This is a genomic window from Streptomyces roseifaciens (assembly GCF_001445655.1).
Classification (GTDB): domain Bacteria; phylum Actinomycetota; class Actinomycetes; order Streptomycetales; family Streptomycetaceae; genus Streptomyces; species Streptomyces aureoversilis.
The window spans coordinates 144,639-158,090 of record NZ_LNBE01000004.1 but is presented as its reverse complement, the minus strand read 5'-3'; the positions used below and the strand labels follow the sequence as shown (position 1 = coordinate 158,090).

The 13,452-nt window shown below is 71.6% G+C and carries 18 protein-coding genes; 8 read left to right on the top strand and 10 right to left on the bottom strand.

Going from position 1 to position 13,452, the window contains the following annotated elements; all coding sequences use genetic code 11:
• Positions 1-31: 31 nt before the first annotated feature.
• Both AS857_RS17830 and AS857_RS17825 read left to right on the top strand, forming a co-directional pair.
• Entirely contained in the window at positions 32-238 is a 207-nt protein-coding gene (locus tag AS857_RS17830; protein ID WP_058044313.1) for a DUF5988 family protein, read from the top strand.
• A 2-nt stretch (positions 239-240) separates the two neighbouring features.
• Positions 241-681 (top strand): hypothetical protein, encoded by a 441-nt coding sequence (locus AS857_RS17825; protein WP_058044312.1) that lies wholly within the window; start codon positions 241-243, stop codon positions 679-681.
• A 58-nt stretch (positions 682-739) separates the two neighbouring features.
• Here the strand turns inward: AS857_RS17825 and AS857_RS17820 are convergent, their stop codons facing one another.
• Positions 740-1,951 carry an ROK family transcriptional regulator gene (locus tag AS857_RS17820; protein WP_079110487.1) on the bottom strand — a complete coding sequence of 404 codons (1,212 nt, stop codon included), beginning with the start codon at positions 1,949-1,951 and terminating at the stop codon, positions 740-742.
• A gap of 92 nt (positions 1,952-2,043) precedes the next feature.
• Here AS857_RS17820 and AS857_RS17815 point away from each other — a divergent pair, with 92 nt between their 5' ends.
• From AS857_RS17815 to AS857_RS17800, 4 genes are all read left to right on the top strand, one after another.
• Positions 2,044-3,150 (top strand): Gfo/Idh/MocA family protein, encoded by a 1,107-nt coding sequence (locus AS857_RS17815; protein WP_058046873.1) that lies wholly within the window; start codon positions 2,044-2,046, stop codon positions 3,148-3,150.
• Complete coding sequence (locus AS857_RS17810; protein WP_058044311.1) at positions 3,147-3,611, top strand: heme-degrading domain-containing protein; 465 nt, start codon at positions 3,147-3,149, stop codon at positions 3,609-3,611. The genes AS857_RS17815 and AS857_RS17810 overlap by 4 nt, the downstream gene beginning before the upstream one ends.
• 73 nt (positions 3,612-3,684) lie before the next feature.
• Positions 3,685-4,650: an aminoglycoside phosphotransferase family protein gene (locus AS857_RS17805; protein WP_058044310.1), complete on the top strand. Its 966-nt coding sequence runs from the start codon at positions 3,685-3,687 to the stop codon at positions 4,648-4,650.
• Positions 4,651-4,767: 117 nt separating this feature from the next.
• Complete coding sequence (locus tag AS857_RS17800) at positions 4,768-4,983, top strand: hypothetical protein (RefSeq protein WP_058044309.1); 216 nt, start codon at positions 4,768-4,770, stop codon at positions 4,981-4,983.
• Positions 4,984-5,203: 220 nt separating this feature from the next.
• Here AS857_RS17800 and AS857_RS17795 read toward each other — a convergent pair whose 3' ends face one another.
• Positions 5,204-5,440: a DUF6255 family natural product biosynthesis protein gene (locus tag AS857_RS17795; RefSeq protein WP_058044308.1), complete on the bottom strand. Its 237-nt coding sequence runs from the start codon at positions 5,438-5,440 to the stop codon at positions 5,204-5,206.
• Positions 5,437-5,784, bottom strand: a complete 348-nt coding sequence (locus AS857_RS17790) for a hypothetical protein (RefSeq protein WP_058044307.1) — start codon at positions 5,782-5,784, stop codon at positions 5,437-5,439. Before AS857_RS17790 ends, AS857_RS17795 begins: the two co-directional genes overlap by 4 nt.
• 199 nt (positions 5,785-5,983) lie before the next feature.
• Between AS857_RS17790 and AS857_RS17785 the strand changes: the two genes are divergently transcribed.
• Together AS857_RS17785 and AS857_RS37825 are read left to right on the top strand one after the other, a co-directional pair.
• Complete coding sequence (locus AS857_RS17785; protein ID WP_058044306.1) at positions 5,984-6,847, top strand: helix-turn-helix domain-containing protein; 864 nt, start codon at positions 5,984-5,986, stop codon at positions 6,845-6,847.
• 11 nt (positions 6,848-6,858) lie between these two features.
• Positions 6,859-7,083: a DUF397 domain-containing protein gene (locus AS857_RS37825; protein WP_079110794.1), complete on the top strand. Its 225-nt coding sequence runs from the start codon at positions 6,859-6,861 to the stop codon at positions 7,081-7,083.
• On the opposite strand, the gene AS857_RS17780 is transcribed toward AS857_RS37825, so the two are convergent.
• The 7 genes from AS857_RS17780 to AS857_RS17750 form a co-directional block, all read right to left on the bottom strand.
• Positions 7,068-7,316, bottom strand: coding sequence for a hypothetical protein (locus AS857_RS17780; protein WP_058044305.1), 249 nt, complete (start codon positions 7,314-7,316; stop codon positions 7,068-7,070). The two genes, AS857_RS37825 and AS857_RS17780, sit on opposite strands and share 16 nt — an antisense overlap.
• A gap of 90 nt (positions 7,317-7,406) precedes the next feature.
• Complete coding sequence (locus AS857_RS17775; protein ID WP_058044304.1) at positions 7,407-8,264, bottom strand: fumarylacetoacetate hydrolase family protein; 858 nt, start codon at positions 8,262-8,264, stop codon at positions 7,407-7,409.
• Between the two features lie 121 nt (positions 8,265-8,385).
• Positions 8,386-9,498, bottom strand: coding sequence for an amidase domain-containing protein (locus AS857_RS17770; protein WP_245700258.1), 1,113 nt, complete (start codon positions 9,496-9,498; stop codon positions 8,386-8,388).
• A 244-nt stretch (positions 9,499-9,742) separates the two neighbouring features.
• Entirely contained in the window at positions 9,743-10,252 is a 510-nt protein-coding gene (locus AS857_RS17765; protein WP_058044303.1) for a ricin-type beta-trefoil lectin domain protein, read from the bottom strand.
• Positions 10,253-10,366: 114 nt separating this feature from the next.
• Entirely contained in the window at positions 10,367-11,908 is a 1,542-nt protein-coding gene (locus AS857_RS17760; RefSeq protein WP_058044302.1) for a sodium:solute symporter family protein, read from the bottom strand.
• Positions 11,905-12,102: a DUF3311 domain-containing protein gene (locus tag AS857_RS17755; protein WP_245700255.1), complete on the bottom strand. Its 198-nt coding sequence runs from the start codon at positions 12,100-12,102 to the stop codon at positions 11,905-11,907. Before AS857_RS17755 ends, AS857_RS17760 begins: the two co-directional genes overlap by 4 nt.
• Positions 12,103-12,141: 39 nt before the next feature.
• Complete coding sequence (locus AS857_RS17750; protein ID WP_245700252.1) at positions 12,142-13,422, bottom strand: DUF445 domain-containing protein; 1,281 nt, start codon at positions 13,420-13,422, stop codon at positions 12,142-12,144.
• Positions 13,423-13,452: the final 30 nt, after the last annotated feature.

Sequence of the window (13,452 nt, the reverse complement as noted above, 5' to 3'; positions counted from 1 at the left end):
CACCCGGGTGCCGCGCGGTCAGGATCGGGACATGGCCACTGCTGACAAATGCGTCCTCCAGGGCGGGCCGGAAGGCATCCCGGAGCACATCGTCCCGACCGCGGCGCCGGGCGAGGAAGTGAAGGTCCCCTTCCGGGGCGGTTACGAACATTTCAGGGCCACGTCACGGCAGTGGGACACGGCCGAGGGCCGGCTGCCGGTCTACGAGTGGGTGGCCCGCACGGAGGTGGCGGAGTAACGGTGACGGAGGAGCGAGGCGGCCGGGGGACGCCGGCCCCACGAAGCGGGGACGACGCCGAGACGTACCGGAGGAACCCCCTCAAGAGCCTGGCCGGCCTGCCCCTGGTCGGCGATCTGCTGGAGCCCCTCCTGGGGCACTACCCCGGCAAGGACCTGCCCGCGCTCTTCTCGGCGCCCCACTTCCGGGGCCGGTGGCAGGAGTTCGGCCCCGGTACGTACGAGCACGCCGGGCCCGTCCGGTCCGTGCTGGTGCCGGAGCGGCGCGGCAGGCCGCGCAAGGGCCCGCGGCCGCGGTGGGTGGTCACCCTCTACAGCGGCCCCGGCCAGACGGGCACGAGCACGAGGATCGAGGAGGGCGACGACGCGTCGGAGCTGGGGGAGGCGCCGGCCGGCGGGTTCGCCTCGCTCAAGGTCGAGCGGTTCCTGGGGACGGGGCCGTGAGGGCGGAGGGGGCGGCGAGGCCTGACGGGGTGCTGAGGCCGGGCAGGGTGGCGAGGCCTCACGAGCCCGTGGGCCCGGACGGACCCGTAGGCCCGGACGGACCCGTAAGCCCGGACGGACCCGCGAGGCCGGACGGGCCCCTGAGGCCGGCCTCCTCCAGGGCCCGGTGACGGTCCCGCCCTCCCCTGCCGAACAGCGACGCCAGGACGAGCTCCGCGGCCCCTTCCACGACGGTGCGCTCCCCGGCCGGGACGACGCCCACCGGCGGCGCGCCGCCGAGCACCTCCCGCACCCCGGCCGCGTAGGCGCCGGGGGCGTTCAGCAGCACCCCGCCCCCGAGCAGGACGAGGTCGATGTCCAGCAGCCGTACGAGGTTGGCGGCGCCGGTGCCGAGCAGCCGGGCCGCCTCCGCGGTGTCGCCCCGGGCGACCGCGTCCAGGCACAGCACCTCGATGCAGCCGCGGTTGCCGCAGCGGCACGGCGGCCCGTCCAGTTGGAGCACCTGGTGGCCGAACTCGCCCGCGCCGGTCCGCGCGCCCCGGTGCACCTCGCCGCCCAGCACGAGGCCGGCGCCCAGGCCGGTGCCGAGGTGCAGGTAGGCGAAGGAGCCGGCCGCCCCCGGGCCCGGGTGGCCGCCGCAGCCGCGGAGCACGAGGCCGAGCGCGGCGGCGTTGGTGTCCTTGTCGACCACGACGGGCATCCCGAGCCGCTCGGCGAGCGCGTCCCGCAGCGGGAACCCGTCCCACTGGGGCAGGCCGGTGACGCGCTGCAGGACGCCGGTGCGGTGGTCGAGGGGGCCGGGGAGGGCGACCCCGGCGCCGAGGACGCCGAGGAGGGAGCCGCCGGCCCCGGCCCGTACGCGCGCGACCTCCGCCGCGATCGCGTCCAGGACCGCCTCCGCGCCCGCCCCGAGGTCGAGGGGGGACGTACGGGTCGCGGCCTCGGCCCCGGCCAGGTCGACGAGGGTGACCGTCAGGGCGTCGCGCTCCAGGTGCACGCCGATCGCGTGCGCCGCCTCGGGCAGCAGGCGCAGGGCCGTGGCGGGCTTGCCGCCCGTGGACGCCCGGCGGCCCGCCTCGGCGGCCAGCCCCGCGACCCGCAGCCGCCCGGTGATCTTGCTGACCGCCTGCGGGGTGAGCCCCGTACGGTCCGCCAGCTCGGCCCGGCTAGCGCCGTCCGGGCCGGCGTCGCGCAGCAGCCCGAGGACGAGGGCGGTGTTGTGGTCACGGAGGGCGGTGAGGTTGGCGCCGGGGGCGAGCGAGCGGTTCACAGGTCCATTGTCGCCGCCGCTTGCGGTTTCGCAACAGCGTTGCCAAAGTGGAGTGCATGGATGGCATGGATGACACGGACGGCATCGACCGTATGAACAGTGACGGCGGGACCCCGCACAAGAACTTCCGGGTGGGCCTGATCGGCTACGGCCTCGCGGGCTCCGTCTTCCACGCCCCGCTCATCGCCGCCACGGACGGCCTCGTCCTCGACACGGTCGTCACCGGCAACCCCGACCGGCAGCGCCAGGCCGCCGCCGAGCACCCCGGAGTGCGGACGGTCGCCGACAGCGAGGCGCTCTTCGCGCGCGCCGGAGAGCTCGACCTCGTCGTCATCGCCTCCCCCAACCGCACCCACGTGCCACTGGCGCGCACCGCCCTCGAAGCCGGCCTCCCGGTCGTGGTCGACAAGCCGCTCGCCGCGACCGCCGCCGAGGCGGAAGCGCTCGCGGACCTCGCGGAGGAGCGCGGCCTGCTGCTCAGCGCCTTCCAGAACCGCCGCTGGGACAACGACTTCCGCACCGTGCAGCGGCTCCTGGCCGACGGCGCCCTCGGTGGCGTCCTGCGCTTCGAGTCCCGCTTCGAGCGCTGGCGGCCGCAGCCGAAGGGCGGCTGGCGCGAGTCCGGCGACCCGGCGGAGATCGGCGGCCTCCTCTACGACCTGGGCAGCCACGTCGTGGACCAGGCCCTCACCCTCTTCGGCCCCGCCGCCTCCGTCTACGCCGAGGTCGACGTCCGCCGCCCCGGCGCCGAGGCCGACGACGACACGTTCATCGCCGTGACGCACACGAGCGGCGTCCGCTCCCACCTGTGGGTCAGCGCCACCACCGCCCAGCTCGGCCCGCGCTTCCGGGTGCTGGGCAGCGCGGCCGGCTACGTGAAGTACGGCCTCGACCCGCAGGAGGCGGCGCTCCGGGAAGGCCTGCGCCCCGGCTCCGGGCGCACCGACTGGGGCGTCGAGCCCGAGTGCCTCTGGGGCCGCCTCGGCGCGGGCGAGTCCCCGCAGACGGGCGGCGGCGACCCCGTCCCCACCCTGCCGGGCGACTACCCCGCCTACTACGCGGCGATCGAGGCCGCCCTGCGCACGGGCGGCGAGCCGCCGGTGACGGCGCGGGAGGCGGCGGCGACGCTGCGCGTGCTGGAGGCGGCGCGGGTGTCGGCGGACGAGGGCCGCACGGTACGGATCGAGGCGGCCCGGTGACCGCCACGGACATCGCCCGCCTGGAGGAGGACGAACAGCGCCTGCTCCTCGACCACTTCGACAACGACGACGCGTGGCGCCTCGGCACCATCCTGGTGGACCTGGCGAGGGAGCGCGGCGCGGCGGTCACGGTCGGCATCCGGCGCGGCGCCCAGCAGCTCTTCCACTGCGCTCTCCCCGGCACGTCCGCGGACAACGACGCGTGGATCGCCCGCAAATGCCGGGTGGTGGAACGGTACGGGGAGTCGTCCTTCCTCGTCGGGGCCCGCTTCCGCGCCAAGGGCCGCACCTTCGAGGAGTCCTCCCGCCTCGACCCCGACCGCTACGCGGCGCACGGGGGCGCCTTCCCGCTGCGGGTACGGGGTACGGGCGTGATCGGCGCGGTCGCCGTCTCGGGCCTGCCGCAGGCGGAGGACCACGCGCTGGTGGTGGAGGGAGTGCGACGCTTCCTGGAGGAATGAGGGGCGGGCAGCGGAGTCGCACCCGGAGAAATCCCGTCGACAACGCCCTTTCCGGCCGGGCAGGATCGCCCATATGCCTACTGCTGACACCCCCTCCCCCGCCCTGACCGCCGCCGAACGCGCCGAGCACGCGGTCGGCCTCGCCACCAGGGCGGGCCGCGGCCTCGGGCTGCAGTCGGACGAGCCGCGCGTGCTGCACAACGTCTTCAACGTGCTGGTCCACCTGGCCCCGCACCCCGTCGTGGTCCGCGTCCCCTCCCTGGCCGCCGGGCCCCTCGCGGAACAGGCCGCCAAGCAGCGCCGCGAGCTCGCCGTGGCGGGCTGGCTGGCGGACCGGGGCGCGCCCGTCGTCGGGCCGAGCCCCCTCGTCCCCCGCGAGCCCGTCGAGATCGACGGACGGTCGCTGACGTTCTGGGAGTTCGTCGACGAGACGGACCCCCTGTCCGCCGTCACCGACCCCGCGGCCCTGCAGGAGCGCTTCGTCGAGCAGACGGGCTGGGCGGCGGAACTGCACGCGCTGCTCGCCGAGTACCCCGGCGACGACCTGCCCGTCCTCGCCCCCGTCGTCCCCGCGGTCGGCCTGACCCTGGACACGCTCGCCGAGAACCCGCACCCCCTCCTCACGCCCGCGGAACTGGACCGGGCCCGCAAGGAGTACGCGGTCCTGGAGACCCTCGTCCAGGACCTGCCCGCCCACTTCCCCGGCACGCGCCTGCAGACCCTCCACGGAGACTCCCCCGCGTACAACCTCCTGCGCACCGCCGGCGGCCACCTCTTCAGCGACTTCGAGGACGCCACCCGCGGCCCCGTCGAGTGGGACCTCACCCTCGTCGGCCCGCTGGGGATCGCGGAGTACGAGCGGGCGAGCGGCACACAGGTGAACCGCGCCCTGCTGGACGTCATGGAGACCGCACGCTTCCTGCAGATCGTAGGAGCCCTGGCCTTCGCCTCCCTCAAGCCGGACCTGGCCCCGATGCTGGAACCGGCCATCGACCAGTGGCGCGCGCGGACCCCGCTGAGCCCGGAGAACCTGGGCTGACGCCCGGCCCTTCAGGCGGCGTCGCCCAAGAGCTCCGCCGCCTGAAGAAATGCGACTTATGCCGCGCCGTGGGACTCTGCTCAAGGCCGTATCACCACACTCGCCAAGGAGTGCCCAATGGGACAGATGCGCGACAAGAGCAGGCACGACCAGGACCGGGACGAGGACCGGGGAAACCCCCTGCGTGACGCCACCGACGCCGCCCGGCGACTGGGCGACGCAGCGGGCCTGCGCGACGACCGGGACACGACCACGAACCGGCGGGACCGGCAGGACCGGCAGGACCGGCAGGACCGGCAGGACCGGCAGGGCGAGGAGAGAGAAGACAGGTAAGCGCTCTCTACGCCTCTCGCGAATCACCCCACCAGGCGGGCGACACGCCGACTGACCACACGTCGCCCGCCCGGTACTCCCCGGGATCGCCTGATCCGGCCGCCCGGCCGGGGCTTGTGTGATCCGGGCCCCCTGGTGGGGCTGCTGAGACACTCGGCAGCCATCCCGGGCCACTTATTCGCCGCCCTACGCCCCAGGCCGGTTGATTTCCGGGCCCCGCCTATGCCGCGGCGGCCAGCCCCCACCACACCGTCCTGCGGGGCATGTTCGCGATCCACGCCGCCGCGGCGAGGTCCGCTCGGCGGGCGTCCCTCGGTTTCGGGGTGAGCGCGCTCGGCAGGCCCGGCGGCCGCACCGCGCCGTAATCCGCGAAGCGGGTCACTCCGCAGGCCTTGCAGCGGGCCTCGCCGGGGGCCGGGTGTGCCCACCCCTCGCTGTGGTTGCAGCGGATCCTCATACGCGCGTTCCTTCCGACATGTGCGACCTCCAGTGCCGCCGTACTGCGACCAGGGCGTCGCCCGCCTTGAAGGGGTCCCCTTCGATCGTCGCCTCCCACCAGGCCGCCTTGAGCTCCGGGCACTCCGGGCAGTCGGCGATCGTCGGCCGAGCGGGGGGTTGCGGGTTCGCGCGCGCCGCGGCTCGCTCCGCGCTGGTCGCCAACCGCAGGTAGGAGAAGGGGACTTCCCATTCCAGGCCACCGCCGGGCTGCCGCACCTGCACGCGGTGGCCTTGGCTGCCGATGACCTGGGCCATCCGCCCCTCCCGGGTGTCCACCACGAACGCGCCGTTCCTGTACGTCATCGACCCCTGCACCTTCCCCCGGCGTCCGCGACTACCCGCTGTAGCCGCGCATCCACGATGGCCCTCCGCGCGCTTCGCCCGCAACAATTTGACCTCCAAAATGGAGAGTTCACCCCTGTGGGTGACGGTCACCATCGCCCAGCGAGGCCGCCGATCTCGTGCAGCACACTGGGCGAGCACGGCCAGCAGGGGAGGAAGCATGAAACATCCGCGCCGCACAGCCCGTCGCCGCAAGCTGGGAGCCGAACTGAGATCACTACGGGAAGCTGCAGGCGTGTCGCCTGAAGCAGCGGCCAAAGCGATCCATGGCGACAAAACGAAGATCAGCCGACAGGAGACGGGCCAGCATCGCGTCACGCGACTTGAGCTCGAAGTCCTGTTCACCCTCTATGGCGTCGATGACGAGAAGCGGCGCGAGTGGCTCGTTGCACTCGCATCCGAGGGCAACAAGCGGACTTGGTGGCGTCGCCACAGCGGCATGCTCACGGACGGCTTCAAAGAGGCCCTGGACCTGGAGTCCGAAGCCGCACGGATCTCGGCGTTCCAATCACAGGTCGTGCCGGGGCTGCTGCAGACGCAGACCTATGCGGCCGCACTCATCTCCGGTGCCTCGACGTCGCTGACCGAGCAACAGCTGGACTTCTTCGTCGACTTCCGGATGAGCCGGCAGAGCATCTTCCTGCGCGGAAATCCACCGCAATACACGGCCATCATGGCAGAAGGCGTACTTCACCAGCAGTTCGGTGGTCCTGGGGTGCTGGCCGAGCAGTTGCGACACCTTGTGGATTTGAGCCAGTCTCCCGACATCACGATTCAGGTCATCCCCTTCACACAGACATCGTTCACCGACTCCGGTGGATCCTTCGCCCTTTACTCCTACCCGGACCCGCTGGACCTGGACGTCGTACAGGTGGAACACCTCGACGGTGCACTTTGCCTGGAGGATGATGAAACCGTTGCGAAGTACCGCCGCGTTCTGGACAAGTTGCGGTCCTCAGCGCTGCCACCAGGACGGTCCATTGAGCTGATCGCGTCGATCGCACGTGGGCTTGAACATGAGTGAGGGACTCCCCCGTGATACGTCACGACCTGCCCGAAGATGAATGGCGCAAGTCCTCGTACAGCACAGACACCGGCCCGAATTGCATCGAGATGCAGCCGACAGAAGACCGCCTCGTCGCCATAGGCGACAGCAAAGACCGCCCCCGCGGCGCGCTGACATTGTCACCGCACGCCTGGGCGACCTTCGTGCACTCCATACGCGGCGGCAGCGAGGGCGCTTTTCAACCGGTCTCGTGACGGGGCCGGTTGCACACCAGGCCGCAGAGACCCAGCACGGCGCCGACGGCGACCATCCCCGCGCCGACGACCAGCGTGTCGGCCCCAGCGGAGCGACCGTCGTGGGCCAGTTCGCGGCCGTCGGGCGCGACGTGGCGCTCCCGGGGCGCCGGCGCGGGAGCGCCCCTCGGCGCCGGGAAGGTGAACGCGCACACCAGCACCACGCTCGCCACCACGGCGAGCGCAGCGACCACCGCAGGGCTAGTTCTCCGCGTTCTGCGCATATCGGAAAATATGCCGCACGTCGGGGGCAAAACCGCGCCGTACACGCCGAGGGCCGGACGCTACGCGTCCTTGAGTTCCTGCCGCTGCCGGCCCAGCCCCGTGCCCTCCAGCTCCACCACGTCCCCCGCCCTCAGGTACGGCTTGGGGTCGGGGCGGCTCATGGCCACGCCCGCCGGGGTGCCCGTCAGGATGACGTCACCCGGATACAGGGTCATGAACATGCTGACGTACCGGATGACCTCCGCCACCGGAAAGATCTGATCCGCGGTGCTGTCGTCCTGCTTGAGGTCGCCGTTGACCCACAGCCGCAGCCGCAGGGCCTGCGGGTCGCGGAGCTCGTCGGGGGTGACGAGCCAGGGGCCCAGCGGGGTGAACGTCTCGTAGTTCTTGCCCTTGACCCACGCGCCGCCGCGGGTGAACTGGAACTCGCGCTCGGAGACGTCGTGCGCGAGGACGTAGCCGCCGACGGCGGCCAGCGCGTCCTCGTCCGTCTCCAGGCGGCGCGCGCGGTGGGCGATGACGACGCCGAGTTCGATCTCCCAGTCGGTCTTCTCGCTGCCGGGCGGCAGCAGGACCGGGTCGTCGGGGCCGACGACCGTGTCCGCGGCCTTGAGGAAGAGGACGGGTTCGGCGGGGACGACGGAGCGGGTCTCGGCGGCCAGGCGGCGGTAGTTCAGGCCGACGCCCACGATCTTGCCGATCCGGGAGAGGGGCGGGCCGGTGCGCAGGCCGGCCGGGTCGAGGGCGGGGAGGATGCGGGCGCCGACGGCGGCCCGTATGCGCGAGAGCGCGGGCGCGTCGGCGAGCAGCGCGCCGTCGACGTCGGTCACCAGCGCCGACAGGTCGCGAAGGGTTCCGTCCTCATCCAGCAGCGCCGGGCGTTCCGCCCCCGCGGGCCCCACACGCAGCAGTTTCATCGCTTGATCGTCCAAGAGCGGAGGGGTTCTCCGCAAGGGACGTTTCGGACTGCGAACAGCGAATTGTGGGCCGCGCCCCGCCCACCCGGAGGCCGGACGGCCGGGCGCGGCCCACGCCGCATCACGTGCGGTAGGCGTAGTAGATCGCCCCGGGGTAGGACGCGATGATGCTCGCGACCGACTTCCGGTAGGTGTTGGTCGAGTGGTACGTCAGGTACGGGACGCCCATCCGGCTGCGGTACGTGGTCATCATGGAGTGGTCCTTGGACCCGTCACCGTCGAAGTCCATCTGCAGGATGTCGCCGACGTCCATCTGGTACACGTTCGACAGGTTGGTCGCCCGCTTGGTGGACAGCGTGTGCCACGACCACTCGTTGGCGCCGACCCAGGAGTCGGACTGGCTCGACTTGTTGTACCACCACTTGCGGTAGTCGGAGGTGTCCGATCCGGCCGCGTCCTTCCAGCCGCCGGCCTTGAGGGCCTGGCTGATGAAGTTGGTGCAGTCGCCGCCGTAACTGTTGAAGCTGCGGTAGGCGGGGTTGTAGTTGCGCCAGTACTTCTCGGCGTAGGCGGCCATGGCCTTGTAGTCGAGACCGCCCTTGGTCGTGGCGGTCAGCGACTTCGGCTTGGCGTTGCGGCTGCCGGGGTACCGGGTCGCGGCCGGGCTGCCGTTGAGGTCGATGCTGCCGGTCGCCGCCACCGCCGTGCGGGGCTCGTTGATGGCGCCGGGGCCGTCGTCCTGCGGGCGGATGCCCGTGAGCTCCCACTTGCCGCTCTTGCCGAGGGAGAAGCTGAGCTCGTGGTGGGCGGTGAAGCCGGTGGTCGAGGGCTCGTCGCCGCGGATCTTCTTGTACGTGAGCACCGTGGTCTCGGTGACACGCACGGTGGCGCGGTTGCCCTTGACCGTCGTCCTGTCGACCGAGGTCTTGGTGTCGGCGCCGGTGTAGGCCTCGCCGAGGGCGGCGAGCCAGGACTTCCGCATCTTCAGCGAGGAGAGTCCGGTGTCCTCGGCCTTCGAGAGGCCGGAGGAGAGACGGACCTTGCCGTCGAGCTTGGTCGCCTTGCGGTCGGCCGAGCGGGAGTCCAGGAGGACCGAGGTGCGGTCGTTCAGCACGGCGTCGGCTATTCGGCCGAAGGCCTCGACGGTCGCACTGTCCGCCGTGCGGGAGTCCGGCTTGCCCGCCGCGAACGCGGCCGACGTGGGCAGGAGAGCGGCCGTGGCGGCCACCGTCACAGCCGCCCCAACAGCGGCTCTGAATCTCGTTATGTGCACGATGTTTCCCCTTGTCGCCCGGTCCGAGCGGACCGGGGACGGAATCTTCGCACAAACCTCGGATTACTGGTGGTACGGGTGATCATTGCATGGATCTGCGCCATCTCCCGGACACGTACGGTCAGAATTGGTCCAGGCCGACGAGTCGGGATCGTCGGCCTGGTCGCATTTAGTCAGCTCGGGGGCGCTGCCCCCTACTTGCCCCCTACTTGTCGTAGAAGGTCCACAGCTGGTTGTTGGGCCCGTCCCCCTGCTCCTCGGTGGTCACCGCCTGGTCGGAGCCGTTCGCCTGGAGGGCGGTGTCCGCGAACTTCTTGTTGAGGATCTCGGTCTGGTCCTCGGCGGTGTCCACGGTCCAGCGCTGGGCCAGGTTGTGTGGGTCGCACTTGGCCAACTGCACCTTGCCGGAGGCGGCCGTGGCGGTGATGCAGCTGCCGAAGCGGGTGTTCTTGATCGTGTAGACACCCAGCCCGTCGGACTGGGTGGCCACTCTGTCGAACGTCCACACCTGGTCGGCGTAACTGCCGTCCCTGGTCCAGACGGCAGCCCCGTCGTAGGCGTCGAGATTGGTGTTGTCGAGGTAGGACTGGACGGACTTGGTGAAGGTGTCGGGCGGCGCGGCCGCGGCCGTGGCCGGGTTCCCGGTGGTGACGAGAGCGCCCGTCAGAAGGGTGGTCGCCGCGGCTGCAAAGATCGTCTTGCCGGTGATACGCATTGCATCGCTCCATTCGGTTCGAAACATGCGGTCCGGAGAACAGCGCGAACATTTCCATTCGCCTTTGCTCACGGCAAGTGCCGGAACCGGCCAAGCAATCGACTCATTCACCCCTTATGCCGGAACCGACCCCTCCGGTCGCGCCGACCCCTCCCGTCCCGACGACTCCTCCGGTCGCGGATCGGTCGCCAACACCTCCTCGTCCGGGCGGTCGTCGGCCGGCTGCGGGCCGAGCCAGGAGACGGCCAGCGCCACCGCCAGGTTCACGCCCAGCGCGAGCGCTCCCGCGTTCACGCCCCACAGGGGGTCGTGCTCGGTGAAGACGAGGGCGCACACGAGCGTTCCTCCCGCCACGAGTCCGCTCACCGCGCCCCACAGCGTCAGCCGCCGCCACACCAGACCCAGCAGGATCATCGGGACGAGCTGCGCCATCCCCTCGTACGAGATGAGGGAGAGGCGGACGAGGGTGTTGGGCGTCAGGTAGGTCAGAGCGAGCGCCAGCGCGCCCGACACGACCACGACGATCTGCGCCGCGAACCGCTGCCGCCGCGGCCGGCCGGCCAGGGCGGGGATCGTCCCCAGCACGCTCTTCCCCCACATCGTGCCGATGACCAGCATGAACACGGCCATGGGAACGATGGAGGAGAGGGCCGCGGCGACGCCGGTGACCCCGACGGCCCATGCCGGAAGCGAGTCCACGACCAGCTTGAACAGAGCGAGGTTCGACCCGGCACCCGTCAGCCCCGGCACGACGAACAGGGCCGCCATGCCCAGCAGCATCGGCACGAACAGCAGCACGTTGTAGAACGGCAGCAGCATCGCGTTGCGGCGCAGGGCATCGGCGCTGCGCGCGCCCAGGTAGCCCGCCACGGTGGTCGGGAAGATGACGACCGTCAGGGAGTTGAGGAAGCTCGTGGTCGCGAACCAGGTGACGTCGAGGCCGCTGCCGCCGTGGCCGGTCAGCGTCAGCCAGTCGGGCTTCTCGGCGACGAGGCGGTCCAGGAAGGGCCCGTAGCCGTCGAAGTAGTGGTTCGGGACGTAGATCGCGAGAAAAGCGAGCGTCACGATCACCAGCGCGTCCTTCAGCACCGACACCCACGCGCTCCCCCGCAGCCCGCTCACCACCACGAACCCGGTCGTCACCGCGAAGGCGATGAAGTAGGCCCAGTTCAAGCTGATGACGCCATACGAAATGGTGGAGACGACGACGCCCATGCCGGTGATCTGCAGCTGGATGTACGGCAGCAGGCACACGGTCGCCAGGACCGCGACCGCCGTGCCGAGCCAGGGGCGGCCGTAGCGGTGGGCGACCATGTCGGTGATGGTGACCAGGCCGTGGCGGCGGGCGTACGACCAGAGCGTCGGGCCGACGACGTAACCGATCGCGTAGCCGCAGGACATGTAGGCGATGACGTAGAGGACCGGGGCGCCGTGGTTGTAGCCCCAGCCGGCCGCGCCGAGGTAGCTGAAGCTGGTGTAGCCCTCACCGGCCATCAGCACCCAGATGAAGACGGTGCCGAGGCTGCGGCCGCCGACGGACCACTCGGCGAGGCCGGTGGTGCGGCCGTGACCGCGCACGGCGAGAAGGCCGAGGGCGACGGTGAGCACCATGAAAACAACAAAGACGGTGGTCGCCACCGCCGCGTTGCCGCTCATACCCGGCCTCGCCTGCGGTCGCCCCGCCAGGCGAGGAAGACGGCGACGGGGGTAAGGAGGGTGGCAGCGAGCAGCCAGAAGAACAAGAAGGGCAACCCCATGACCGTGGGCCGCACCCGGTCGACGAGCGGGAGGACGCCAAGAAAGAGGACGTACGGAGCGAGCAACCACAGCAAGGTGGGACGTTTCAACACGGGGTGACCCTAACCGGACCGGGTGCCGGCCCGGCGGCGCTACCCCCCCAGCCCCCTGGTCAGCCCGTAGATGCACAGCCCCGCCAGCGCCCCCACCACCGTGCCGTTGATGCGGATGAACTGCAGGTCCCGCCCGATGTGGGCCTCGATCTTCCGGGACGTGTGCTCCGCGTCCCAGCCCGCGACCGTGTCCGTGATCAGCGACGTGATCTCGTCGCGGTACGTCGTCACGACGTAGACCGCCGCGTCCTCCAGCCACCCGTCGACCTTCTCCCGCAGCCGGTCGTCGGCCGCCATCCGCGACCCGAGCGACAAGATCCCCGCCCGCACCCGCAGCCGCAGCTCACTCCGCTCGTCCTCCGCCGCCGCGACGATCATCGCGCGGACCGAGGCCCACACCGACGCGATGACGTCCTGCACCTCGCCCCGCCCCAGCAGGTCGGACTTCAGCCGCTCGACCCGCGCCCGCGTGTCCGTGTCGGACTGCAGGTCGCGCGCGAAGTCCCCGAGGAAGCGGTCGACGGCCCCGCGCGCCGGGTGGTCGGGCATGTCGCGCATCTCGATGGCGAACCGCAACAGCTCCTTGTAGACCCGCTCCCCGACCTTCCGGTCGACGAACCGCGGCGTCCACCCGGGCGCACCCCCCGTAACGGCCCCCATCACGGAGTCCCCGTGGGTGACGAGCCAGTCGTGGGCGCGGACGCACACCAGGTCCACGACCTTCCGGTGGCCGCCGTCCGCGACGACCTTCTCCAGCATGGCGCCGATGCCGGGCGCGACCTCGGCGGCGTCGGCGCGCCGGGTGATGGCCTCGCCGACGACGGCCTGCACGTCGGAGTCCCGCAGGACGGTGAGGGCGCCGCGCACGGCGGTGGCCAGCTCGGCGGTGACGCGGTCGGCGTGCTCGGGGTGGGAGAGCCAGGCGCCGAGGCGGGAGGCGATGCCGACGGCCCGCAGCCGGACCCGCACCACCTCGCCGGAGAGGAAGTTCTCCCCGACGAAGTCGCCGAGGCTCTGACCGAGCTGGTCCTTCTTGGTGGGGATGATCGCGGTGTGCGGGATGGGCAGGCCCATCGGGCGCCGGAAGAGCGCGGTGACGGCGAACCAGTCGGCGAGGGCACCGACCATGCCGGCCTCCGCCGCGGCGGCCACGTAGCCGGCCCAGGCCCCCGCGCCCGCCGACTGGGACCACTTCGCAAGCCCGTACACCAGCGCAACCGCGATCAGGAGCCCCGTCGCGAGGGCCTTCATCCGGCGCACTCCGCGGCGTTTCTCCTCGTCGGCCGCGCTGTAGGTGAGACTGCCCAGCGGAGCGGGCATCACCCGTTCAGCGGTACCCGTGTCCTCACT